The organism is Flagellimonas abyssi (genome assembly GCF_019457905.1).
In the GTDB taxonomy this organism is placed as follows: Bacteria; Bacteroidota; Bacteroidia; order Flavobacteriales; family Flavobacteriaceae; genus Flagellimonas; species Flagellimonas abyssi.
On the sequence record NZ_JAHZSV010000001.1, the window covers coordinates 496493 to 521739 of the forward strand.

The following is a 25247-nucleotide window of genomic DNA, read 5'->3' on the forward strand; positions in this document are numbered from 1 at the left end:
ATATTAAAAATCAATTCCATCAATTATGATAAAGAACATTCAATATAAAATGGTTGCTTCTCTGTGCATAGTCTTGGCTCACTTTGGCACAAAAGCACAGCAAGCTCCACAGTACACTCAGTATATGTACAATACCACTGTACTCAATTCCGGATATACCGGTACATCTGCCAACTTTGAGGCAAATGTTCTGTACCGTTCACAATGGGTAGGTTTGGATGGGGCTCCGGAAACCCAATCCTTTACCGTTCAGGGAAGGACTGGTGAAAAAATAGGGCTCGGATTAACAGCGATCAACGACAATATCGGAGCGTCCAACAATGTTCGCGTCAACGGCCATTTTGCTTATGAACTTACCACTGGGGCAACCACAAAACTATCCCTTGGAATCAATGCAGGTGCCGATATTCTAAGCATTGACTGGTCCAAAGGAGTCTTTAATGATGATTTGGACCCTGTTTTTAGCGAAAATCTGAACAAGACAAGGCCCATCGTCGGGTTTGGGGCATTCTTTTATAGCGACCATTGGTACTTGGGAGCTTCAACAGATAACTTTCTGAACTCAGAAATATACAATGATGATGACCGGGAAGTAACCGATAGAAAAAGTCAATATTATTTTATGGGAGGCTATGTGTTTGACCTATCCCCATCCTTAAAGTTCAAGCCTGCACTGCTTACAAAACACATAGCAGGTGCACCCTTAACGGTAGACATCTCGGCCAACTTTTTGATTCAGGAAAAAGTGAACCTTGGTCTGGCCTACAGATACGACGATGCACTAAGTGCATTGGCCGGTTTTCATTTAAGCAGCAAGTTCTTTATCGGTTATGCCTATGATTACTCTTTAACAGGACTCGAAAACTATAATGATGGGTCCCATGAGATCATTCTAAAGTTTACCGTTTTTGATAGAAGCAAAAGAGCATTATCACCCCGATTTTTTTAAAAAACCGCATCATGAAAAAAATAATACTACTTATAGTTCTCGGTTACTCAATAGCGGGCCTCGCCCAGAGCAAACTGGATAGGGCCGATCAATACTTCGATGAGTTCAAGTTCGAAAAAGCAATTGCACTTTACAATGATCTTGCTTCCGAAAGCAGAAAAACCTCCATTCACGTAATCCAGCGTTTGGCGGATGCCCATTTTAATATGAGCGAATACCAGAATGCGAAGGATTGGTACGTGAAACTCTATACCATACAAGGACAAAATGTTGGCGAAAGCAACATTATAAAACTTGTGCAATGTTTAAAAGCCAGTATGGAACCCGAAAAAGCGGATCAGTTGCTCAAGGACTTTTATTCTTCCGATCAAGATAGGTTGAACATGATTCTGGCACAAAAGGAACAATTGGAAAGTCTTAAGGAAGAAAATCCAAAGTTCGAAATCAAAAAATTGGCATTTAACAGTAAAAAATCCGATTTCGCCCCGGCAATGTTCAACGATATGCTCGTTTTTGCTTCGGCAAGGGATACCCTTAGGTCCAGCGGTAAAATTTACCCTTGGAACAATCAACCCTATCTGGATGTGTACCTGACCAACCCGAACGTTGCTGATTATATTCCAGAAAAGTTCTTGGACAATATGGACTCGGATTTCCACGACTCCAATGTAGCCTTCGCCCCAGGGTCACAGACCGTATATTTTACCCGAAACTACATTAAAAAGAACAAGTTGAACGCCAACAACGATGGCCTATCCAATATGCAGATATTAAAAGGTAGTATTTATCAGAACAAGCTTATAGAGGTTACATCACTCTCGTTCAATAGTAAAAATTACTCCTGCGGCCATCCTGCAATAAGCCCTGACGGTAAATTCTTATACTTTACCTCTAATATGCCCGGAGGATATGGGCACAGTGATATTTATATGGTAGAACTCGGAATGGACGGGGATGCCATATCACCACCAAAAAATTTGGGAAAACAGATAAACACCAAGGGACGTGAAATGTTCCCCTTTGTTGATGGTGACACCCTCTATTTTTCTTCCGATGGGCATTATGGCCTTGGTGGATTGGATGTTTTCGGCTCCGCCATATTATCTGAAAACAAGTTTGAATTGCCCACTAATTTAGGGGAACCAATCAATGGAAACATGGATGACTTCTCACTCATCTACAATACTAAAAAAGACCTTGGTTTTTTTGCATCCAACCGATTCGGGGGTGCTGGGGATGACGATATTTACCAAATCAATAAGGCCAAACCAGTGGACTGCCTAGTATATTCCGGCTATGTCTTGAACAAAAATACAGGGGATCCCATACCTCTTTCCAAAATTGAACTTTACGATGGCGCAACTGGATTTGTAAGTGCGCTTCAAACAGATGAGAATGGCTATTTTAACATCACCCTGCCCTGTAACAAGGAGAATAAACTTGTATTCTCCAAACCCCGTTTCACCAAAGAGGAAGTAAGCATCATTACCGGAGAAAATCCTCAAGAACCCTCCGAGGAAAATATGATCTACCTCACTCCTTTTGAAAGCCTGGTTGTAAAGGAAGGAGACGTTGAAAAAATTAAGGTCAATCCCATTTATTTTGAATATGACAAATCGGATATCACCCCTAGAGCAGAAATAGAGCTGGAAAAAGTGCTCTACGCCATGAGGGAGTTTCCAGGCATCAAAATAAAGATCGAATCCCATACCGATTCCAGAGGTAGTGACCAATATAATTTTAAGCTATCGGACGATAGGGCAAAATCGACCATGAGATATTTAATATCCAAGGGCATAGACCATGATAGAATCGTAAGCGCCGATGGTTATGGGGAATATCGATTAAAAAATAGATGTTCCAACGGTGTCAAATGCAGTGAACAAGAACATTTACTCAATAGACGTTCAGATTTTATCATCGTTGAAAAAAATGAAAGTCTAGAGAACGTCCAAAGATAATGTAAGCGGTAATCCAATTGTGGCCATGAATGATTTTGAAATTTTAAATTAAAGGTCAATCCTCATAATTCCCCTAGTCAAAACCAAGTATCCATAGTTTGTGGGTACTTGGTTTTACTTTTGGCAAATATCCACTACCTTCACACATTACAATTACGCAAAGAGACACCCATATTTCTTTACGTTAAAAACCAACCTTGCATGCTGCCAAAAGGAAATTTTCCCGAAAAAGTCTTTTTGAATGGAGAAATCGTATCTGCCGAGGATGCCAAAATATCGGTTTTTGATCGAGGTTTTTTATTTGGAGACGGCATTTACGAAGTTATGGTACAATTGGAGAACGGAATATTCTACAAAAAGGCCCACTTGGACCGATTACAGGACAATTTGAACAAAATAGGTATCTCCTACGATGTCAAAAATATTGATGACGCATTGGAACCACTGCTAAAAGCCTCGGGGCTCACGGAAAAATCTTGTTTGATCTATATGCAAGTAACCCGTGGAACGGCTCCAAGAAAACATTCCTACCCAAAAGATGTTCCTGCAAGCGTGATGATGTATGCGCTGCCCTATGCGCTTCCCCTCATCAACCCAAAACATATGAAAGCCATTTTAGCACCTGATTTTAGATGGCATCGATGTGATATCAAATCCATCTCCCTTCTGGGAAATATTATGGCCAATGAAGCTGCAATGAATGATTTGGCCGATGAAGCTACGTTGGTACGTGATGGTATGATTTCGGAGGGCTCGCACACCAACATCTTTTTTGTAAAGAATGGAACCGTGATCACCCACCCTGCTGACAATCATATTTTGAACGGTATTACTAGGATGATTGTACTGGAACTTTCCCAAAATCTTGATATTCCAGTAATAGAAAGGCCTATTGCCGAAGACGAAATTGAACACATGGACGAAGCATTTTTTACAGGTACAACGACCCAAATTGCATCCATTGCCATATTAGGTGAGCATCGATTTTATGAAAACGGCAATATTGGCAAAACAACAAAAAGACTCCAAGAGACATTTGCCAAACTAAGAACCATGGACACATCTCAATCAAAACTCTAAAGTTTACTCTTTGAAACGAACCACTAAAACTTCAATTATGAAACAAATCACCTTAGGCCTAGTTTTGACGTTTGCTTTATTTGGCAATACAATGATGGCTCAAGAAATCGAAAAAAAATATTCCAAAGAAGTAGAACGCTTGACCAAGAAAAAAGAGGTCGGGCAAGCTTTTGATATTATAAGGTCACAAAAAGACCAGACCACTCAAGACCTGATTACCTTGACCGAGGTCTTGGCCCCTCCATTTATGGAAGATGAAAGAGGCAAAGTATTTGCCAAGATGCTGGAAGAAGCTGGGGTAGACAGCTTATGGACAGATAAAGTTGGAAATGTTATCGGATTACGGAAAGGAACTTCTGGTGAGCCAGGCTACGTGGGTGTTGACGCTCACTTGGACGTTGTTTTCCCCGAAGGAACGGATGTTACCGTGAAAAAGGTCGGAGATACCCTTAAAGCACCTGGAATTGGTGATGATACCCGAGGGCTGGCCATGCTCATAAGTATGCTTAAGGCCATGAACAAATCTGGAATAAAAACCGAAAAAGACCTGCTTATTGTTGGGTCTGTTGGCGAAGAAGGTCTCGGTGACCTCCGTGGCATGAAATATATGTTCAATGAATCCGGATTGGATATTGATTCATGGATAGCTATTGATGGGGGAAGTCTCGGCAGGATAAGCAATGCTGGATTGGGCTCCAAAAGGTATAAATTGCTCATCAAAGGAAAAGGTGGCCATTCTTGGGGGGCTTTTGGACTCGCCAATCCTCATCATGCTTTGGGAAAAGCCATCGATATCTTTTCAAAAAATGCTTGGGAATATACTTCTGGCGACATTACGAAAACAAGTTTCAATGTGGGCCGGATCGGTGGAGGAACTTCGGTCAATTCCATTCCATTTGAATCGTGGATGGAGGTGGACATGAGGGCCATTGACCCTAAAAATCTTGATGAAATCGAAATCATTTTTAAGGAATCCGTGAAAAAAGCAATTACAGCTTATAATGCCAGCGGTGTGCGAGGGAGAGTTACTTACGAACTTATTAAAATTGGCGACAGGCCATCGGGAGAATTGCCAGCTTCGCTGCCCTTGGTCCAGAGAACCATGGCCGCTACCAAGTTCTTTGGGGAAACCCCGAGACTGGGGCGTGGTTCCACCAACATCAACATCCCTGTTGCCAAAGGAATACCTGCGGTGTGCATTGGCCGAGGCGGACAAGGTGGTGGGGCCCATTCCCTACACGAATGGTACTTGAATGATGAAGAAGGAGATGAGTCTATTCAACTAGCCTTATTGATTACATTGGCTCAAGCAGGCCTTAGCAAATAGCATATAAATAAACATGGTTTGCTCACTCAAAAGGGCAAACCATGTTTATCTAGTTTCAACTAAAAAGTTTATTTTGTTTTGGTAAAAACCAAAGCTTTGCCCCTATTTTGCGTTACCACAATGTAAGGGTCTCCTCCTCCAGCTCTTTCCACCTGTACCATATCCTTAGCGTCTCCGGTAACTTTAAAACCACTTTCCTCGGCATTCTTAAATTCAAAACCTCCTTTGTTATCGCCAAGCAATATTCCTCCATTGAAAGCATCATACCTTCCAATGAAAGCCTCATTGCCAAAATCGTTCCCTATCATTAGAATGTCGGTCGCAGTGTTTCCTGCATTAGTGGTTATCATACATTTGATTGGTGCCGATTGTGTCTCCCAAGGAAGTTTCCCCATTTTAAATTGTCCAGTTCCATCATTTTCAAAATAGGTGGTTTGGTCATGGTTCGCCATGAGTTCCTCCGCTCCTTCGAGCTGTTCTGGAGTGAACAGGTTATCCTTTGTAGTTTTGGCATACTCCCTAAAATAGTTGAATTTTTTCCTGAACAGGGGACTTTGTCCTATTAGATCACCCCAAAAATTAACTGGATAGGGGTTGTAAACGGTATCGCCAAAATTGCCCTTAAAGTAAGCGAACATTACAGGGTCAATGGCCCCATTATTATCAAAATCTTTAGCCAACATGGTAACCGGTCTTTCCTGTGATGGTTGGTAAAAATTGTTTTTTCCTAAGTTTCCAGCAATCAAATCCACATCTCCGTCATTATCAAAATCTTGGGCCAAAACGCATTCCCACCATCCGGAAAGTTGTTGCATCCCGGTTTGATCCATCCTTTGAAAAGAGTCTTTTTTATTTATAAAAACGGTCACGGGCATAAACTCTCCCACCAAAATCAAATCCTTTAAATCATCATTGTTTAAATCGGCCCATTTGGCATCGGTGACCATCCCTGGTTTTCTAAGTTCTTTACTATAGGCATCGGTCACATCGACCAGGTTTCCCTTTTCGTTTTTTAACAGATAGCAATCATCTGGCTTGGGATACTGGGAAAATGGAGTGCGTCCTCCAACAAATAGGTCAACATAGCCGTCGCCATCAAAATCCTCCGCTTCCACTACGGAACCACTTGAATTTATTTTTGGCAATTTATCCGTTGATCTTTCGAATTTTCCATTTCCTTGATTGATCATAAGATAATCTTGATAGTACGGTGAGTCCATATCAAATTCGTTACTGCCTGCTACCATGTATATATCTAGGTCTCCATCGTTGTCCAGATCAAAAAGGGAAATACTTGTTTCCTCTCTTTTTTTACTGGCCTCATCTTCAAATAGAGCCGTACCTTTAAAGGTCCCATCTGAATTTTGGGTAAAGATCATAGGTGAGTATCCTGATGAACTACCAATAATAAAATCCTCAAAACCATCCCCATTGATATCTCCCTTTGCCAATCGTGGACCATTCTGGGTAAGTTTGTGCGGCAGTGTCGGCTGTACGTAAAAATCGGCCTTATCGGTTTCTTCATGAACATAGCTGACCCCAATCTGGTCAGAAATTTCCTGATATATTGGCTCGGTTTGTTTAGGAGCCAGAGGAAATGCCAGCTCTTGTCGGTCTATGGATTTGGACTCGCTATGATCAATGGTCAACTTTTGATTGACCTCTATATTTTTTATTGTTTGATATCTCCCATCTGGCCATAACACTTCGAGCGATTCTATTGTTTTTTGCGATCCAAGACCAAAGTGTGCCATACTTTCCACAGTGGATAGGTACCCCCTATTCAACTGATGCTCATAATACTGGAAAGTTCCATCTGCAAACCGAACCGCCACTTTTGTACCAAGACCTGCGGTATTGGGTTTTGGCCCTTTTAGGTTTAGTTGCAGGTAATTGTTGGTTCCTGTTTGCTTACTTTCCAAATTATTCTTGAACAAGAACGCCTCATCATTAATGTTGCTCACTACATAGTCCAAATCGCCATCACCATCCAAATCGACAAATGCTGCACCATTTGAAAATGATGGTATGCTTAAGCCCCATTCTTTGCCTACGTCCTTAAATTGCCCATCACCTTCATTGCGGTAAGCGTAGTTTGGTATTTTCACAACAGGGATGGAATCCAAGATTTGGGCCGTGCTCAAATACTTTTGTACATTAAAATTGAACTCACCAAAATCGAGATCGGTTATATCCCTTGGGAAGCCATTGGTAATCAATAAGTCTTTGCGACCATCGTTATCGGCATCAACAAAAAGTGGCGACCAACTCCAATCTGTTTTGGCGACACCTGCCATAAGGCCAATTTCGCTGTATGGCATGTTGGGACCTTGACCCATTTGAAGCATGTTACGCATATACTGGTAGTCGTAACCATACCTATCGTTCATGTAGTAATCGTTATAATTTGTTGCCTTGATGGTGGTCTTTAATCTATAATTTGTTTCACCGAGCATATCCAAAGTGAGAATATCCAAGTAACCATCGTTGTTAAAGTCGGCAACATCGGACCCCATGGAAAATTTGCTTTGGTGTTTTACATATTCCCCAATTTTATCGGTAAACGTTCCATCTCCGTTGTTTATATAGAGGATATCGTTGCTCAAGTAATCATTGCTTACATAAATATCGGGCCATCCATCGTAATTGAGGTCGGATACGGCAACACCCAGTCCATAACCTTCAATGGTAATACCAGCCTCCAATGTTACATCGGTAAAAGTGTTGTCGCCGTTGTTACGATAAAGACGGTCGTTACTTAAGGACGAACCGTCGGTTATTTTTTCTCTGTAATTGGCAGGTAAAATATGTATGTCCACATTATTAAGTACATAAAGATCCAAGAGGCCATCTTTGTTGTAATCAATAAATGCAGCGTTCATGCTGTTACCTGTATCTGCCACGCCATACTCTTCTGCCATTTCCTTGAAAATGGGAACGCCCTTATCATCAACACCTTGGTTGATGTACAATATATTGGCCTTTTCTTCAGGACTTTCATACATCGCCGCGCAGACATAAATGTCAAGAAGTGAATCATTATTGATATCGATTACCGCTGCTCCTGTCTTCCACTTATCCAAAGCCTCGACACCTGATGCAGCAGAAACATCCTTGAACTTGAAATCTCCTTGGTTAAGGTAGAGTTTATTGGCGACCTGATTTCCTGTAAAAAAAAGATCGGGCTTGCCATCATTATTAAAATCCCCAACTGCTACGCCTCCCCCATTGAAGATATACTCACTGGTAAGGATATTAAAGCTGTCGGTCTCTACAATTTTATTGTTGAAGTCTATACCTGAATGATCGGAGGAAACTTTAGAGAACAACGTGTCCTCTTTTTTCTTTGAGCAAGAAGCGATCAGTAATAATGAAAGTGCAATTAAAACATAACTTTTATTCACTGTGCTGAAGTTTTTACGATTAACCAAAATTTTGATGAAATTTAACCGGTCTTAAAGCAGTTGTCTCCGTTCCATTAAAAATTGGATGTGTTTATGTTGATGGATATACCTAAGTACTAAAAATACAAATTCGATTATTCCATCTTGCCTATCTATGATTAATATTGATTAAAAACGAATTAATTTTTAATTAATAGGATTTGTCCCTAATTAAAATAGGTTGCCAATAAAATTGACAACCTATCTCTCTACTCGAATTAAATTAAACTAACTCAGATCTACTTATCATTATTGCCATAGAGGGCTCTGTTCCAATACATTTCCACTTTGGTCAATAGCATTGATAGGAATAGGGAACAAATCATGTTTTGGTTGATATTCATTGAATTTTGAATCATAACCAGCTTGATCTAAATCCTCTGCTTCGTTTTCTATATAGGTATTGATTGTTTCCATAGCATTGCCCCATCTTCTTAGGTCGAACAATCTGTGGCCTTCCATACCAAATTCCAAGCGACGCTCAAAACGAATTGCTTTTCTAGCAAAAGCTTGGTCGGGAAAAGATGCATAAAGCTCTATTTGATAATTGGCCGCATCTGTATTTGGAATAGGGTCATCGTTTTCATCCAAGGCCTGTACATATGTCATGTTCTTTGCCCTGTCTCGCACCCTGTTCACATATTCCAACGCCAAAGGCAAATTTGGAGTGGATTGTTCTACAGCAGCCTCGGCAGCCATTAGCAATACATCGGCAAAGCGCATAATATTATAGTTGATACCGGACCAGTCCGATCCCCAGCCACCCGTTCCACGGTTGGCACCAACTTCATCTGCTTGGTATACGTTCTTCTTGGGCAAATAAGGTCCTGAAATATCACTAAATGTTGCTCTGATCCAGGCCTTCCCTGGATTACGCCCAAAACCGTTATAATCGATTCCTCTACGGGAAACTGTATAATCCAACCTTGGATCTAATGGTCCTGTATGAGGTGTAAAATCTGTTGGGATTTCTGGCGTCTCTTCATTGTCATCATGATCAAAAGTGGAGTTGATTCCGTAATCACTGACTACATCGGTAGCGGCGTAAGTATCCAATAGTGGCAATCCAGAGCCATCTGTCTGATATGCATTTACCAAATCTTGAGTTGGCTGATAAAAACCACAACATGTACCCAAAGGTCCACCACCTGGGAAATTTAATGTACCGGCACCGTTACCATTAAAAGAACGTCCATCATCGGATGCAAACTGAATGGCAAACATTGATTCAAGACTATTTTCTCCTGCAGCGTTAAAGTTGTCTACAAACTCTGTGTTTAATGTGTATGGTCCATTATTGATAATATCATTGAACAATGGCAAAGCCTCGTCATACTTTCCTTGGTACAAGTATGCCTTTCCTAAAAAAGCCTTGGCTACCCAAGCATTTGCCCTACCAACAAGTATTTCATCATCCAACCTTTCTATGGCAGCTTGAAAGTCAGCTTCTATTTCGGCCCAAATAGGACCCGGATTGGGTTGATTGAATTCTTCATTCACCAAATTCTCAACAGAAATAAAGGATGGATATCCATAGAACTTTTGAAGTTCAAAATTAAAATACCCTCTTAAAAAATAAGCTTCACCAGCTTGTCTCGTAAAGTCTTGGTCTGTGATTTGATCGATCAACGCCAAAACCGCATTACTCCTGTTTACACCGCCATAAAGCGCACTCCATCTTCCTAAAAACCAGCTATTACCGGTTTGCCAGTCCAAGGTCTCTACTTGGAACAAGGCCGTGTTGTCACCATCGGTACTTCCACGGTGCGCATCATCGGAAACTACATCGGCCCACCAGTTGTCACCTCCAGCAGCAACGCCCTCACCTTGTCTGTTTACACGCTCACCATCCATGGCCGAGTATGCTGCGGTCAACTTTAACTCAACACCGGTAGCTGTCTGTAAATCTTGATCAGGTATGTTCCCGGTGGCCGCTTTCTCTGTAAAATCATCTGCACAGGCCCATAGCAATAGACCTACCAGCATTGTTGAAAATATTATCTTCTTTTTCATTTTTTAAAATTTAAGATTAACTCCAAAGGAATAAATTGCAGCCAAAGGGTAGTTGTTGTCCGAAACCCCTATAGTAAGGTTGTCTATAGCTCCCCCATCAAGTCTAGGCTGTAGTTCTGGGTCTACTCCATCGTAACCTGTAATGGTAAACAAATTGGTTCCCTGAAGATACAAACGAACACTGTCCATTCCTAAATAGCTTGAAACCTCTTCGTCGAAAGTATAACCTATCTGTAGGTTTTTCAATCGCATATAGGAACCATCCTCCACGAAGAATGAGTTTGCCGCACCTTCATTGTTTGTAATACTCTGGCTAAGTGCAGGTAATTCAGCGTCCAAGTTGTCCGGAGTCCAAGAATCCAATACCCTCACACTTCTATTCGCGTTGAAGAAAGAAGGGAAATCGGTGTATACCTTATCATTATTGAATATATCGTTACCTTGTGAACCTTGGAAGAATGCAGACATATCAAATCCTTTGTATGCCATTCTCAAGTTAACACCATAAGTGAAATCAGGGTGAGGAGAACCGATAAAAGTTCTGTCATCATCATTTATAGTCCCGTCACCATTAATATCTCGGTATCTAAATCTACCAACACCATCAGCATTGGTTGCAAACCCTTGGCTTGGTGCATTGGCCACTTCGGCCTCAGAAGCAAAGATGCCATCCACAATTCTACCATAGAAAGAGGAAATAGGTTGACCTTCTTGTGTTCTGGTTACAGTTCCTGTAGTTCTAAAACCACCAAATCCTGTTTGGAAAGCACTGATTAAATCAAGTACTTCGTTCTTGTAATGTGAAAAATTAACATCGATACCATAATTAAAGCCGGAATCGGTTTGATCTGAAAAGCTTAAAGTGGCATCCACACCTTTATTTCTAAATGAACCCAAGTTTACATAAGGAGGGGCTGCATCCAAAGCTGTAGAACTATATAAGCTACCATCTTGATTAATCAAATCTTTGGTCGTAATGGTAAAATATTCTGCTGAAAAGTTCAGTTTATTGTCAAAGAAGCCCATTTCAATACCAAAGTTGGTGGTCTCTGAAGTTTCCCATTTTAAATCTGGATTCCCAGCAGCTGACAGTATTGCCCCCTGAGTTATACCTGCAGCACTTCCATTATAGGCATAATTTGCATACTGCTCACTTAATATAGAGAAGTTTACTGTTGGGTTGTCCACTGGTAAGCTTTGGTTACCCAACTGTCCCCAAGATCCTTTCAACTTTAATCTGCTCATAAAGGAATCAGTTGGCCAGAAGTTTTCGTTGCTCACGACCCAACCTCCACTAAACGAAGGGAATATATCGCTCTTATTGTCTCCAATAAATCTTGAAGATTCATCACGACGAACCGTAGCGGTCAAAAGATATTTGCCATCGTAGTCATAGTTGACCGTACCAAACACTGAGAACAAAGATGATGCATTGTCATAGGCATAAGCCACGTTAGGTGCACCACCACCATTGCTCAATAAATAATAATCAGGTCTTTCGTAAAAATAGTCGGTTCTAGAAATCTCCTTCCCTTTACCATGGTTGTCCAATGCTTCAATACCAATAAGGGCATTGATACTATGATCTCCAAAAGATTTGTTATAGTTCAACGTGTTTGTCCAAACCCATTCGTAAGTATCTTGGTCCGCTTCGGTCAAGGTATTCGTAGCAATTGGTTCAGAAGATTCTGGAATCAACGCTCTGAAACGTCTATCGTTATAAGCCCTGATAGATCCACCAAATGAGGTTTTGAACTGCAATCCGTCCAAAATATCAACAGTTGCATAAATATCACCGAAAACCCGGAAAGTCTTAGCAAAATCATCCTTTTGACGGGTTGCCTCCGCAACAGGGTTATTGGGGTTACCCAACTTCGCATCATTACTATAGTTGCCTCCAAAATTACCTTCATCATCATATACAGGTACCAATGGAGACATTCTTTGTGCAAAATTGAACCAAGATTGCCCTCCACTTCTTCTATCAAATGAAATATTTGCGTGTTCCCCTATTCGGATTCTATCTCCGACTTTAAACTCCGAGTTCAACCTTACGTTTCCTCTTTTGAATCCTGTATGAATCTGGATACCTTGACGGTTCAAATAACCGGCAGAGAATAGAAACTTGGATTTTTCGTTACCATTCTCCAATGTAATGGAAGCATTTTGGGTAATGGCACTTCTGTAGATTTCGTCCACCCAATCGGTACCTCCTGGCCTAACAGTCATACTGACAGGTACACCTTGCACCTTATCGGGAACAACTGGACTTGGCCCATTCCCATATTGTGCATGTTCAGGAGTAACTCCATCATTCAAAAAACTCTGCCAAATCATTTGTCCATGCTGGGCAGGCGTCAACATTTCAGGTAAATTGGTAGCCACGGAAAATCCGGTGTACATATCCAAAGATACTCTTGCTCTATCCAAATTATATCCACCACTTTTGGTAGTTACGATAATAACCCCGTTTGATGCCCTAGCACCATAAATAGCTGCGGCACCATCCTTAAGTACGTTCATCTGTTGGATGTCAGCTGGGTTTATTGAGTTCAATATACCAGGGTCATCCGTTTGGACACCATCAATAATGTAAAGCGGATCGTTACTGTTACCAGAACCGAAACCCCTAATACGAACAACAGGAGCAGATCCTGGCTGTCCGTTGTTGGTTATGGTAACACCCGAAACCCTACCTTGTAAGGCCTCTGCTGCGTTGACCACAGGCGTTTTGGTAGCCTCGGCAACATCAACCGTTCCTACGGAACCTGTCAATTCACCTCTGGTCTGCGTACCATAACCCGTTACAACTACCTCATCCAAGGCAGCGGCATCTTCCTGCATGGTCACATCCATAGTAGAATTACCGTTTACCGGAATTTCTATGGTTTTAAACCCTACATAGGAAAATATTAAAGTTGCATCGGAAGCTGCAGTAATGGAGTAGTTTCCATCAAAATCTGTCTGTGTTCCATTAGTGGTACCTTTTACAATAACATTGGTACCTGGCAAAGGTGTTCCAAAATTATCCACAACCGTACCCGTTATGGTTAATTGGTAAGGGGGCGAAGTAGCATCACCCGAGTCCGGGGCCGCTGCAAACGCAGATCCACCCACCAACATCATTGTCATTGACAAAAAGAATGTCTGAAAAGCCTTTAGGGCACCAGACAACCTTGTCAAAACTTGAATTCTGTTTTGATTCATAGATAGTCTATTTAGTTTAGTTATTTCTAATGATCTCGACCGTGCATATTGTCTCAATCAGGAACAATAATAGTTATTTTTTTATAATTGGCAATATTTTAACAGTAAATATTGAATATGACAAAATCCATACTTTCAAAATATAAATCTGGTAATCCTAAAAAAACGTTAATAATACTGGGCGTACAGCGGGATGTCAATTAGGGTAATAAAATATTCATCTGCACAGAAAACAAAAAACAAACAAATTAGTCCACCTATGTTACAATTATAATATACCTCTTCTCCTGTCTGAAAAATGTTAGCAATCATTAGAAAAAAATAAACTCCTGACTAAATTATAGTTCATGTTCAGTAATTATTTCAGTGTCTCCCCTTTATATTGTATCAATTTGATACAATAATGCCCCTATTTTTTTATTTTTATATTTTTTTAGTGTAAATTTTGCGATGTTTACAATATGTTGCCTTCAGAAAACAAATACCTAACCAACGTTTCTTTTGATACCGTAATCTTTGGTTTCACAGGGGAAGAACTAAAAATTTTGGTTCTCGAATACCAGAACACAGGTTTATTTGCATTACCTGGAGGCTACATTAGAAGAGATGAAAACTTATTGGATGCCGCTAAAAAGGGTATTATGAGGCGTACGGGCCTCAAAACAATTCATTTGGAGCAGTTCCATACGTTTGGAAAGCTGAACAGGTCCAATCCTGAACCATCTAAAAGGATTGCCAAGGGCCTGGGCTATGAGATGCCGGATGATCACTGGGTATTGGATAGGTTCATTACCGTAGGATATTACTCTTTGATCAACTACAATGAGGTTCGTCCAACACCTAACAAGTTCTCCGATTCCATAAATTGGTATAGCATCAATAACCTTCCTCCTTTGATGATGGATCACGAGGAAATCGTAAAAAAAGCATTGGAGGCCATCAGGACTGACCTCGGTAAAAAACCTATTGGAACCAACCTGTTGCCCGAAAAATTCACCATGAAAGAATTACGAAAAGTATACGAGGCCATTTTGGACAAAAAACTTCGACGGACTACTTTTCAACGTAAAATTCTAAGTATGGACATCCTTATAAGGCATGAAAAACTCTATACCGGAGCAGCCAACAAAGCACCTTACCTTTATAGCTTTGATAAAGAAAAAATAGAAAAGCTATAACCCATTGAACAACGTCCATTAGAATTGAGCAAAAATTATAACCTTTAAAACCTAAACTAAATACCGAAATGCCAAATTTTAATATTGATGCCGACCCAAAGCATACCTACGACGCTATTGTAATCGGTTCAGGAATCAGCGGTGGTTGGGCTGCCAAAGAACTCTGTGAGAAAGGGTTAAAAACCTTAGTTCTTGAGCGTGGCCCTGTTGTTGAACATCCAACCGACTATAAAACTGCCAATCTTGATCCTTGGGACATGGAGCTTCGCGGTGGGCTTACACCAGATCAAAAGGAAAAACATTATAAAGCTATAAGGTCTGGGTTTATAGGCCAGGACACCGAACATTTTTTTGCCAACGACAAAGAAAACCCGTACACAGAGGTTAAGCCATTTCTTTGGATACGGGGACACCAAATGGGCGGTCGCTCCCTACTTTGGGGAAAACAGACCTATCGTTGGAGCGAGATGGACTTTGAGGCAAATGCCAAAGATGGTCATGGTGTGGATTGGCCCATTCGCTATAAAGACCTAGAGCCATGGTACACCTACGTGGAAAAGTTTGCAGGGATCAGCGGTGAAGCTCTTGGCTTGCCACAACTGCCGGATAGCCACTTCCTCCCGCCCATGGAATTGAACTGTGTGGAAAAAGACATCAAAAAACGTATTGAAAGGGATTTCCCGGGAAGGCACATGATCATAGGAAGAGTTGCGCACTTGAACCAGCCCTTGAACGGTAGGGGGCAATGTCAATACAGGAACCGATGCAGTCGAGGCTGCCCCTACGGGGCCTATTTTAGCAGCAACGCGGTTACTCTTCCAGCTGCCAACGCCACAGGAAACCTTACTTTTAGGCCTTATTCCATTGTACAATCCATAATGTACGATGAAAGTACAGGAAAAGCATCTGGTGTGCGCATCATTGATGCCGAGACCAATGAGGACGCTGAGTTCAAGGCCAAAATCATTTTCTGCAATGCCTCAACGTTGAGTACAACGCAAATTTTACTGAATTCAACCTCCAATCGTTTTCCGAACGGAATGGGGAACGATAGTGGTGAACTGGGCCACAACCTTATGGATCACACTTATCGTGTTGGGGCCTTGGGAAAAGTTGAAGGCTATGAAGATAAATATTATAGTGGGCGTAGACCCAATGGCATTTATATTCCGCGCTACTGGAACATTGATGAAAAATCAAAAACCGACAAGTTCCTTCGAGGTTTTGGTTTTCAAGGTGGAGGATACCGAATGGGCAACAGTGAAGCTGCCAACCGTAAGGAATTCGGAGGTGATTATAAGGACAGTATCATGAAACCGGGACCTTGGGAATTCTTTATTACTGGATTTGCCGAATGTTTGCCCTATCATGACAATAAGGTTTTCCTCAACAAAGAAGTCACCGATAAATGGGGGCAACCTACCCTATCCATTGATTGCGAATACAAGGAAAACGAACTGGCCCAAAACAAACAAATTCAGGAAGATGCTGTGGAAATGTTGGAAAAAGCTGGTGTAAAAGATATAATTGGTTTTGATAACGAGCACGAACCTGGATATGGAGTTCATGAAATGGGAACTGCACGAATGGGACGTGACCCAAAAACTTCCGTTTTGAACGGCACCAACCAAATTCATTCAGTGAAAAACGTATTTGTTACCGATGGGGCTTGCATGACCTCCAACTCCTGTGTGAATCCATCATTGACCTATATGGCCCTCACCGCTCGTGCCACCAATCATGCTGTAGAACAACTTAAAAAATTCAACATTTAACCTCATGGACCGTAGAAAAGCTTTAAAATTTACAGGAAGTATGGCCGCATTAGCCGTTTCTGGCCCGTCCTTGCTATCATTGTTACAATCATGTAAAAATGAGGCCCGAATGGATTGGCAACCCATATTTTTGACCATGGATGAAGCAGCATTCGTCTCCAAAATCGTGGATATGATATTGCCACGAACCGAAACTCCTGGAGCACTCGATGTAAAAACGGATATATTCATCGATAAGGTTTACGCCAATCTTTATGACACCGATGCTCAGGAACATGTAAGGAAAGAAATAGAAAAATTCAATCAAGATTGCATTGCGGATTTTGGTGACAGTTTTGTAAACCTCTCCGAATCGGACCAAATCAAGGTTTTGCAAAAAGCGGAAGAGAATTCAGGACAATTCGGAAGCGGCGTGTGGGGAACCACCGTGGGTAAACCTGAACCCGTAGGTTTCTATCGTTCCTTAAAATCAACGGCGCTCTGGGGCTATTTCACTTCGCAAGAAATCGGTGAAAATGTTTTGAATTATGATCCCATACCAGGGGGATATAACGGTTGCATCCCTTTAAGTGAGGTAGGCAACAAATGGAGTCTGTAATATGGACTCCAAACCCTTTTATATCAACCGAAGAAAGTTTTTGGCCAGTTCCACGGCAGCTCTGGCACTCTCAACATTTGGTGCCTACGGCCTTGATTTGATCTATGCTCAAAAAAAATGGAGAGTCGGGCTTATTGGTTGTGGCTGGTACGGTAAAAGCGACCTCTTCAAACTCATTCAAGTGGCCAATGTAGAAGTGGTATCACTTTGTGATGTGGACAAAAAACATCTCGAGGAGGCTGCCATTTTGGTGGCACAAAGGCAATCATCCGGAAAAAGACCTCGTTTGTACCACGACTATCGTAAAATGCTGGCTGAAAAGGATTTGGACATAGTTTTGATTGGCAGTCCAGACCATTGGCATGCCCTACAGGCGATTGAAGCTATGGAATCCGGAGCACATCTCTATCTACAAAAACCTATTAGTTTAGATATTTTGGAAGGCGAAGCTATTTTGAGCACTGCCCGGAAACTTGGAAGAAAAGTACAAATAGGTACCCAACGAAGAAGTACACCACATTTGATAGAGGGCAAGAAAAATATCATCGATGCCGGGCTATTGGGAAAAATATCCCATGTAGAAATGTGCTGTTATTATCACATGCGATGGAACGCTAACCCTCCCGTACAAGAAGTTCCAGATTATTTTGATTATGATTTTTGGTCGGGACCTGCCCCACTCCGCCCCTACATTGGGCTGCCTCACCGAAGTTGGCGTGCCTTTATGGAATATGGTAATGGCATTGTGGGTGATATGTGTGTTCATATGTTGGATGCGGTACGTTGGATGCTTGACCTTGGTTGGCCCAAAAAAGTAAGCTCTACTGGGGGAATCTATGTTCAAAAGGATTCCATCGCCAATATTTCCGACACCCAAACAGCCATTTTTGAATTTGATGAACTAAACTGTGTATGGCAGCATCGTAGCTGGGGCAATCCGACGGACCCAGATTATCCATGGGCATTTTTCATTTATGGTGAAAAAGGTACGTTTAAAGGAAGTGTTCATCAGTATGAATTTATTCCCAACGGAGATGGAAAAACCATAAAAAAAGAAGTGGTCTACGAACGTGAAAAGTATCCCGAAGATTTAAAAGAGAAAGATATTGAACTACATACCGCACCTGCTACCCGAGGACACATGTTGGACCTATTGGACTCCATAGAAAATGATAGACTACCTGTGGCAGATGTACAACAGGGCCATATTTCAACGGCCAGTTGCATCATGGCCAATCTTGCCATGAAATTGGAACGACCCTTGGCGTACAATCCTCAAGAAAAGGCGATAATCAATGATGCCGAAGCTTCGAGTTTACTGAAGAATACGTATAGAGGGCCATGGAAGCACCCTTTCGAATCCATTTAAAAAACTTTAATAAGTTGTGTCAATCGGTGGCACCTGAATATATTATGAAAAATATCAGCCTCCTACTCTTCTGTATTTGTTTATGCACCATATGCCCGGCCCAGCAAAACAATAAACGAACCATTGTAACCACAGATGGTGAAATCGACGATGTGGATACCTTTATCCGCTTTTTGATGTACACCAATGAGTTCGATACCGAAGGATTGATCTACTCCAGTTCCATGTGGCATTGGAAGGGAGATGGCAAAGGCACCACCATGGTATCGGAAATGGAAATGACCCGAAACATGTATGGAGAGCGGAGCGAATTGCGATGGCCCGGTACCACTTGGATGGAAGAATTATTGGCTGAATATGCCAAAGTTCACCCAAATCTTCTTTTGCACGACAAGAATTATCCTTCAGCAGAAGCACTTTTGGCATTGGTGAAGGTGGGCAACATCGATTTTGAAGGTGAAATGGACAAGCGTACCGAAGGTTCTGAATGGATTGCAAAAAAATTATTGGACGATGATCCGCGGGAAATATTTCTTCAAGCTTGGGGAGGAACTAACACCATTGCCCGTGCCCTAAAATCTATTGAGGAAGATTATTCAAACCATAAGAATTGGGAAGAAATCAAAGAGACAGTATCCAAAAAAGCCATTATCTACACCATAATGGACCAAGATGCTACTTATAAAAACTATATAGGACCCAACTGGCCCAAAATCCGTATTTTCTACAATGCCAACCAATTTTGGTGCTTTGCCTATCCATGGAAAAGAGTGGTTCCAAAAAGCCAACAACCTTTTTTGGAAGGTAGTTTTATGGGCCCCAACATCATAAATGACCATGGTTCGCTTTTTAAAAAATACTATTCCTACGGGGATGGACAAAAACAAGAAGGAGATCCCAATCATTTTGAAGGTGACATTTCCAAAATTACAAATACCGAACGGGGCAGCTTTTCCAAATATGATTTTATATCCGAAGGAGACTCGCCGGCATTCCTGCATTTGGTAGATGTGGGATTGGACAACTACGAAGACCCGTCCAGAGGTGGTTGGAGCGGTCGTTTTGTACAATCAACAGAAAATCCATACCGATATGAAGACGGGGAAGCTGCTTCCGACCTAAATCCAGAAACAGGAGAAATGGACAAAAGCTATCCACAGACCCGATGGATAAAGCCTATGCAATTGGATTTCGCGGCTAGGGCGGATTGGTGCGTTAAATCATTTTCCGAAGCAAATCACCCACCCAAGGTTACTGTAATGGAGGGGAACACAATAGTCTCAGCAGCAGGGGAAACAGTTACGCTGAACATATCCGGAAAGGATGTAGACGGACATCCTGTTTATTTTAAAGTTTGGCCCTATGCGGAGGCAGGAGATGGTACGGTACAGATTGAATTGAATATGGATAAAGCCAAAGTAGACGTTCCAAAAACAGCAAAGGCTGGTGAAAAATACCATGTGATAATAGAAGGTACGGATACCGGATTTCCTGCTTTGACAAGATACCAGCGGGTAATCATTGAAATTAATTAACTTTCAATTTTCTGATTGAGCACATAAAACTAAATAACAATATGCATACTTTAAAACAAAACCTCAAACTGGGCAGCTTGTTCCTAGCAACAATTTTTGTGGGTTGCAGTCCCAAATTTACAGAAGAAACCAAAGAAGGTTTCAACCTTGTAAAAAATGAAAATGGGGCAACCCTCGGATATAGTCAAGATTCTGGTGTCTCAATCTTGACCGTTGACCAGATGGCATTTAAAGACCTGAACAAAAATGGCACGCTTGATCCTTATGAAGACTGGAGGCTCACGGCAGATGAAAGAGCCAAAGACCTTGCTTCAAAAATGAGTGTGGAGCAAATAGCTGGATTAATGTTGTACAGCGCGCACCAATCCATTCCCGGGGGAGGTAACAGTTTTTTTGGTGCAGTCACGTACAATGGAAAACCCTATAAAGAAAGTGGCGCTAAACCTAGTGACCTCTCTGATGCACAGAAGAAATTTTTGCTCGAAGATAATTTACGTCATGTATTGATTACCAGCGTTGAATCACCAGGAGTATCTGCACAATGGAACAATAATGCACAAGCGATGGTTGAAGGTATCGGGTTGGGTATTCCAATAAACACGAGCTCAGACCCAAGACATGGCAGTGATTCCTATGCAGAATTCAATGCGGGTGCGGGCGGAAAAATTTCCATGTGGCCCAGTACATTGGGACTGGCAGCTAGTTTTGACCCATCTTTAATGCAACAGTTCGGGAAAATCGCTTCCCAAGAATACCGGGCATTGGGAATTGCAACTGCGCTTTCCCCTCAAATCGACCTTGCTACAGAGCCACGTTGGTCCCGTTTTGATGGCACCATGGGAGAAGACCCAAAGCTAGCGGCAGATATGGCCCGTGCCTATGTGGAAGGTTTTCAAGCATCGGAAAATGGCGATTGGGGCATGCAAAGTGTCAATGCCATGGTAAAACACTGGCCAGGTGGCGGACCGGAAGAAGGTGGTCGTGACGGACATTTTGGCTATGGGTCCTATGCCGTTTATCCCGGAAAAAATCTGGAAGATCACTTAAAGCCCTTTACAGAAGGTGCATTTGCCTTAAAAGGGCCAACCAAAATGGCAACTGCCGTAATGCCCTATTATACCATTTCATACGAGCAGGATACCAAAAACGGGGAAAACGTTGGAAATGCCTACAACAAATATTTGATTACTGACCTTTTGCGTGGAAAGTATGGTTATGATGGCGTCGTCTGTACCGATTGGGGCATCACTGGCGATGCGCCCAATGTATATGAGTTCAGGGGCAAGCCATGGGGTGTAGAAAATTTGAGCGTTGCTGAAAGACATTATAAAATTATCGAAGCTGGTTGTGACCAATTTGGGGGCAACAACGATATGGGTCCAGTTATAGAAGCTTATCAAATGGGGGTTGAGGAACATGGAGAAGAATACATGCGGAAACGTTTTGAAACTTCTGCTGTCCGCTTGCTGAAGAACATATTTAGAACCGGGCTTTTTGAAAATCCTTATTTAGATGTGGCACAAACAGAAAAAATCGTTGGCAATTCAGAATTCATGGAGGCAGGGTACAATGCGCAGCTCAAATCCATAGTGATGCTGAAAAACAATGAAAAAACACTTCCTGTGGAGAACAAGAGAAAAGTCTATGTGCCCCAGCGTTATGTAGCTCCCACAGTAAATTGGTTCGGGGTAGCTACCGAAGAACGCACGGAACATCCCTTTAACATGGAAGTGGTCGCCAAGTATTTTGAGGTAGTGGACTATCCCGATGAAGCTGATTTTGCCCTTGTTGGTATTGAAAACCCAAATGGTGGGGTAGGTTACGATGTCGCTGACACCGAAAATGGTGGCAATGGTTACGTTCCCATAAGCTTGCAATACGGTACTTATACCGCAACCAATGCAAGAGAACAAAGCATAGCGGCTGGAAGTCCGCTGGAAAAAGGTGTGGACAACCGTTCCTACAATGGTAAAACGACCACATCCATAAATATTTCCGATATGAGTTTGGTGACCGATACAAAAAGAAAGATGGGAGACAAACCTGTTGTAGTTATAGTGAGAGTCGCCAAACCCCTGGTCTTTGCAGAAATTGAATCGTCTGCTGATGCCATATTGGTACACATGGGCGTTCAGGACCAAGCCCTAATGGACATAGTTTCGGGCAAAGTAGAACCTTCAGCTTTGCTACCATTTCAAATGCCAAAAGATATGTTGACCGTTGAGCAACAATTTGAAGATGTTCCACGAGATATGGATCCTTACACCGACACTAATGGCAACTCCTACGATTTTTCCTTCGGGCTGAATTGGAGTGGAGTAATTGATGATGAAAGAATCCAAGCATATAAATAGATAGTCGAGCAAGATACTTTAAGGTCCTCAATTATTTGGGGACCTTTTTTAATTAAAATTTTACATCAAAAACGTTTTATCGTGTATCTGTGATTTTAACCCCGAGAAAAAAATAATTAAAGTACAATACATTAGTTTTGCGCCGCCTAAAGTCACTGAAAACCAAACCAATTTTTTGAATGCTCACCAAAGAAAATCCCAAGAAAAACCTTTACATCCTTTCCTTTCTCAATTCCATTTACCCTTTGAGCCCAGAGTTAAAGAATTACCTTACTCAGAAAATCAACAGTCGTTCCTTTGAAAAAAATGAGTTCATCAATAAGGCCGGTGAAATCTGTGATTGTTTATATCTGATCAAAAAAGGAATGGTTCGTGGTTATTTTGTAAGTGATTCGTCGGAAATCACCACTTGGATTGATTCTGAAAATTAAGTATTTACTTCCATAACTGGCTTCTTTAGAAATCAAAGAAGCGAGGAATACATACAGAGCCTTGAAAATACGTATTGCGATTACCTGAAATATGAGGATTACAAATATTGCCTAAACCATTTTCCGGAAATGAGGCACATCAATCGTATTTTGCTCGAAGAATATTACATATTGGCAGAGCAAAGGGTATACTTGGCAAGGATTCCAAATGCTCGCAAAAGGCTTGAATTTTTTATGGCGAACATGAAACCCAAAATTATGGACAGGATTCCGAGAAAACACCTTGCCTCCTACCTAGCCATAAGACCGGAAACCTTATCCAGACTTATGAAGGACAAAAATTGAATTGACACTTTTTTTGAGCAAGGTTATTTTTCAAATTATCTATCCTGAGTTTTTTTTTACAAAAATCCATTTCCTCTTTTATAATATTCTGAAAACCCAAGTAAAACCCCACTTCTCCGCCTACAGTTCAACAGGTTCAAAAGCCACCTTTTTTGAACCACACACGGAGCAAGTTTACTCCTCGGGTACGTCCTTAAATTTTGTATTGGGCTCGATACCAAATTTTGAATCTCCCACTTCATTATCATATACCGTCAAACATTTTTGACATTGATAGAGCTTCTTGGGTTCTCGCTCATTTGTATCCTTCTTTTTTATTTATGCCTTCTCCTTTTGTCCGAGATGCTGGAAAAGTTAAAAGTGGACACCGTGGAGCTTATGCCCAACAAACTGTTCTATGTGAGCAATTATGAAAGGAAATTCCCAAAAACGGTATCCAAAAAATATCTGTTTGAAAAAATTCCGTTGATTTACAGGGAACCGGGCTCGGCCACCAGAAACGCCATGGAGGGGTTCATTGAGAAAAACAATTACTCGGTAAACAAAAAGATGGAACTCACCTCCAATGAAGCGGTAAAACAAGCTGTTATCTCTGGGCTGGGCTGCTCGATCATGCCCCTTATAGGAAACAAAAATGCCCTTAAAAACAATGAATTGAAAATAATTCCTGTGAGAGGTCTGCCCATCACTACAACCTGGAATCTCATTTGGCTGAAATCGAAAAACCTATCGCCAGTAGCTGTGGCGTTTTTAAATTATTTAAAAGATAGAAAGGAAAATATCATTCAGAAAAAATTCAGTTGGATCGAAGACTTTACCAATGTTTGATCTAACCACAATAATAGCTTAAAAGGATGGCCAGAAAAAATCGAACTATTTCCGCGGACCCCATGTTTCAGCAGAGGTTTCCATAGTTTGAATATAAAATATTAACTATTTGTCAATTCTTAATAATTTAATCCTTCATGCCCATGAATAAATTCAAAGGTTTGTTTGAGTATATTATATGAGGCTTTGTCTTCTGGCCTTTTGAACAGCCTCTAACTTGTTGTGGACCTGAAGCTTCTTATAAATATTCTCGATATGCTTTCTAACCGTACTAGGTGAGAGAAATAGATTTTTGGCAATCACGGTATAGCTTAGCCCTTCCGCCAGTTGTTCCAATACCTCCTTTTCACGGGAACTTAGCAAAATATCCTCTTCCTGTACGGATAGTGATTCTTGCTTTTCCGGATATCGTAACAATTTGAGTGTCTTTACAGCGATTGAAGGACTCATCGCCGCACCTCCCCCTAGGGTCTCGGAAATGGCATTGTACAACTTTTGTCCTTCAATTTCCTTAAGCAAATATCCATCGGCGCCGGCCTGGATCGCATTGAAAATATTCTCATCATTATCGAAAACGGTAAGCATGAGCACCTTTATATGGGGATATTTCTGTTTTACGATACGAACTGTTTCAATACCGTCCAAAACAGGCATTTCTATGTCCATAAGTACCAAATCGAGGTTGTGGTTCTTTTCCAATTTGGACAGCAACTCACTACCGTTGTAGACCATGTACTTGATGTCCAAATCCTCAAAATCTTCTAATTTCTCTTTTATGGCACGAGCCAAGAACGTATTATCGTCCACTATGGCCAGTTTGATTTTGCTCATGGTCCTATACTTTTTGAAGTGAA

General features: G+C 41.4%; 18 protein-coding genes. 13 read left to right on the forward strand and 5 right to left on the reverse strand.

The features are described from left to right. Positions 1 to 25: 25 nt before the first annotated feature. The 4 genes from K1F36_RS02270 (at position 26) to K1F36_RS02285 (ending at position 5317) form a co-directional block, all read left to right on the forward strand. Positions 26 to 949 carry a PorP/SprF family type IX secretion system membrane protein gene (locus K1F36_RS02270; protein ID WP_220112341.1) on the forward strand — a complete coding sequence of 308 codons (924 nt, stop codon included), beginning with the start codon at positions 26 to 28 and terminating at the stop codon, positions 947 to 949. Positions 950 to 960: 11 nt separating this feature from the next. Further along, the gene (locus K1F36_RS20320) at positions 961 to 2910 is read left to right on the forward strand and encodes an OmpA family protein (RefSeq protein ID WP_220112342.1); all 1950 of its coding nucleotides are present in this window, start codon (positions 961 to 963) and stop codon (positions 2908 to 2910) included. Between the two features lie 201 nt (positions 2911 to 3111). Beyond that, on the forward strand, positions 3112 to 3990 hold the full coding sequence (locus K1F36_RS02280; RefSeq protein WP_220112343.1) for an aminotransferase class IV: 879 nt from the start codon (positions 3112 to 3114) through the stop codon (positions 3988 to 3990). 37 nt (positions 3991 to 4027) lie between these two features. Continuing rightward, positions 4028 to 5317, forward strand: a complete 1290-nt coding sequence (locus K1F36_RS02285; RefSeq protein ID WP_220112344.1) for a M20/M25/M40 family metallo-hydrolase — start codon at positions 4028 to 4030, stop codon at positions 5315 to 5317. Between the two features lie 68 nt (positions 5318 to 5385). On the opposite strand, the gene K1F36_RS02290 is transcribed toward K1F36_RS02285, so the two are convergent. The 3 genes from K1F36_RS02290 to K1F36_RS02300 all read right to left on the reverse strand — a co-directional run bounded on the left by K1F36_RS02290 (position 5386) and on the right by K1F36_RS02300 (position 13980). Continuing rightward, positions 5386 to 8721 carry a VCBS repeat-containing protein gene (locus K1F36_RS02290; protein WP_220112345.1) on the reverse strand — a complete coding sequence of 1112 codons (3336 nt, stop codon included), beginning with the start codon at positions 8719 to 8721 and terminating at the stop codon, positions 5386 to 5388. Between the two features lie 288 nt (positions 8722 to 9009). Next, positions 9010 to 10773: a RagB/SusD family nutrient uptake outer membrane protein gene (locus K1F36_RS02295; protein ID WP_220112346.1), complete on the reverse strand. Its 1764-nt coding sequence runs from the start codon at positions 10771 to 10773 to the stop codon at positions 9010 to 9012. A 3-nt stretch (positions 10774 to 10776) separates the two neighbouring features. Continuing rightward, positions 10777 to 13980 (reverse strand): SusC/RagA family TonB-linked outer membrane protein, encoded by a 3204-nt coding sequence (locus K1F36_RS02300; RefSeq protein ID WP_220112347.1) that lies wholly within the window; start codon positions 13978 to 13980, stop codon positions 10777 to 10779. Between the two features lie 461 nt (positions 13981 to 14441). Here K1F36_RS02300 and K1F36_RS02305 point away from each other — a divergent pair, with 461 nt between their 5' ends. The 8 genes from K1F36_RS02305 (at position 14442) to K1F36_RS02340 (ending at position 23565) form a co-directional block, all read left to right on the forward strand. Beyond that, positions 14442 to 15158 carry an NUDIX hydrolase gene (locus K1F36_RS02305; protein WP_108244287.1) on the forward strand — a complete coding sequence of 239 codons (717 nt, stop codon included), beginning with the start codon at positions 14442 to 14444 and terminating at the stop codon, positions 15156 to 15158. A 68-nt stretch (positions 15159 to 15226) separates the two neighbouring features. Then, positions 15227 to 16933: a GMC oxidoreductase gene (locus K1F36_RS02310; protein ID WP_220112348.1), complete on the forward strand. Its 1707-nt coding sequence runs from the start codon at positions 15227 to 15229 to the stop codon at positions 16931 to 16933. A gap of 4 nt (positions 16934 to 16937) precedes the next feature. Then, positions 16938 to 17531, forward strand: a complete 594-nt coding sequence (locus K1F36_RS02315; protein WP_220112349.1) for a gluconate 2-dehydrogenase subunit 3 family protein — start codon at positions 16938 to 16940, stop codon at positions 17529 to 17531. Position 17532: 1 nt separating this feature from the next. After that, positions 17533 to 18900 carry a Gfo/Idh/MocA family protein gene (locus tag K1F36_RS02320; RefSeq protein ID WP_220112350.1) on the forward strand — a complete coding sequence of 456 codons (1368 nt, stop codon included), beginning with the start codon at positions 17533 to 17535 and terminating at the stop codon, positions 18898 to 18900. A 44-nt stretch (positions 18901 to 18944) separates the two neighbouring features. Next, positions 18945 to 20435 carry a DUF1593 domain-containing protein gene (locus tag K1F36_RS02325; RefSeq protein ID WP_220112351.1) on the forward strand — a complete coding sequence of 497 codons (1491 nt, stop codon included), beginning with the start codon at positions 18945 to 18947 and terminating at the stop codon, positions 20433 to 20435. A gap of 41 nt (positions 20436 to 20476) precedes the next feature. Then, positions 20477 to 22789 carry a glycoside hydrolase family 3 protein gene (locus K1F36_RS02330; RefSeq protein WP_220112352.1) on the forward strand — a complete coding sequence of 771 codons (2313 nt, stop codon included), beginning with the start codon at positions 20477 to 20479 and terminating at the stop codon, positions 22787 to 22789. Between the two features lie 179 nt (positions 22790 to 22968). Beyond that, the gene (locus K1F36_RS02335; protein ID WP_220112353.1) at positions 22969 to 23220 is read left to right on the forward strand and encodes a cyclic nucleotide-binding domain-containing protein; all 252 of its coding nucleotides are present in this window, start codon (positions 22969 to 22971) and stop codon (positions 23218 to 23220) included. Between the two features lie 129 nt (positions 23221 to 23349). Then, positions 23350 to 23565 (forward strand): cyclic nucleotide-binding domain-containing protein, encoded by a 216-nt coding sequence (locus tag K1F36_RS02340; protein ID WP_220112354.1) that lies wholly within the window; start codon positions 23350 to 23352, stop codon positions 23563 to 23565. 174 nt (positions 23566 to 23739) lie between these two features. Here the strand turns inward: K1F36_RS02340 and K1F36_RS20355 are convergent, their stop codons facing one another. Then, the gene (locus K1F36_RS20355) at positions 23740 to 23802 is read right to left on the reverse strand and encodes a hypothetical protein (RefSeq protein ID WP_417943559.1); all 63 of its coding nucleotides are present in this window, start codon (positions 23800 to 23802) and stop codon (positions 23740 to 23742) included. A 33-nt stretch (positions 23803 to 23835) separates the two neighbouring features. Between K1F36_RS20355 and K1F36_RS02350 the strand changes: the two genes are divergently transcribed. After that, positions 23836 to 24393 carry a LysR substrate-binding domain-containing protein gene (locus K1F36_RS02350; RefSeq protein ID WP_258538907.1) on the forward strand — a complete coding sequence of 186 codons (558 nt, stop codon included), beginning with the start codon at positions 23836 to 23838 and terminating at the stop codon, positions 24391 to 24393. Between the two features lie 174 nt (positions 24394 to 24567). Here K1F36_RS02350 and K1F36_RS02355 read toward each other — a convergent pair whose 3' ends face one another. Beyond that, positions 24568 to 25224 (reverse strand): response regulator, encoded by a 657-nt coding sequence (locus K1F36_RS02355; RefSeq protein WP_220112355.1) that lies wholly within the window; start codon positions 25222 to 25224, stop codon positions 24568 to 24570. Between the last annotated feature and the right edge of the window lie 23 nt (positions 25225 to 25247).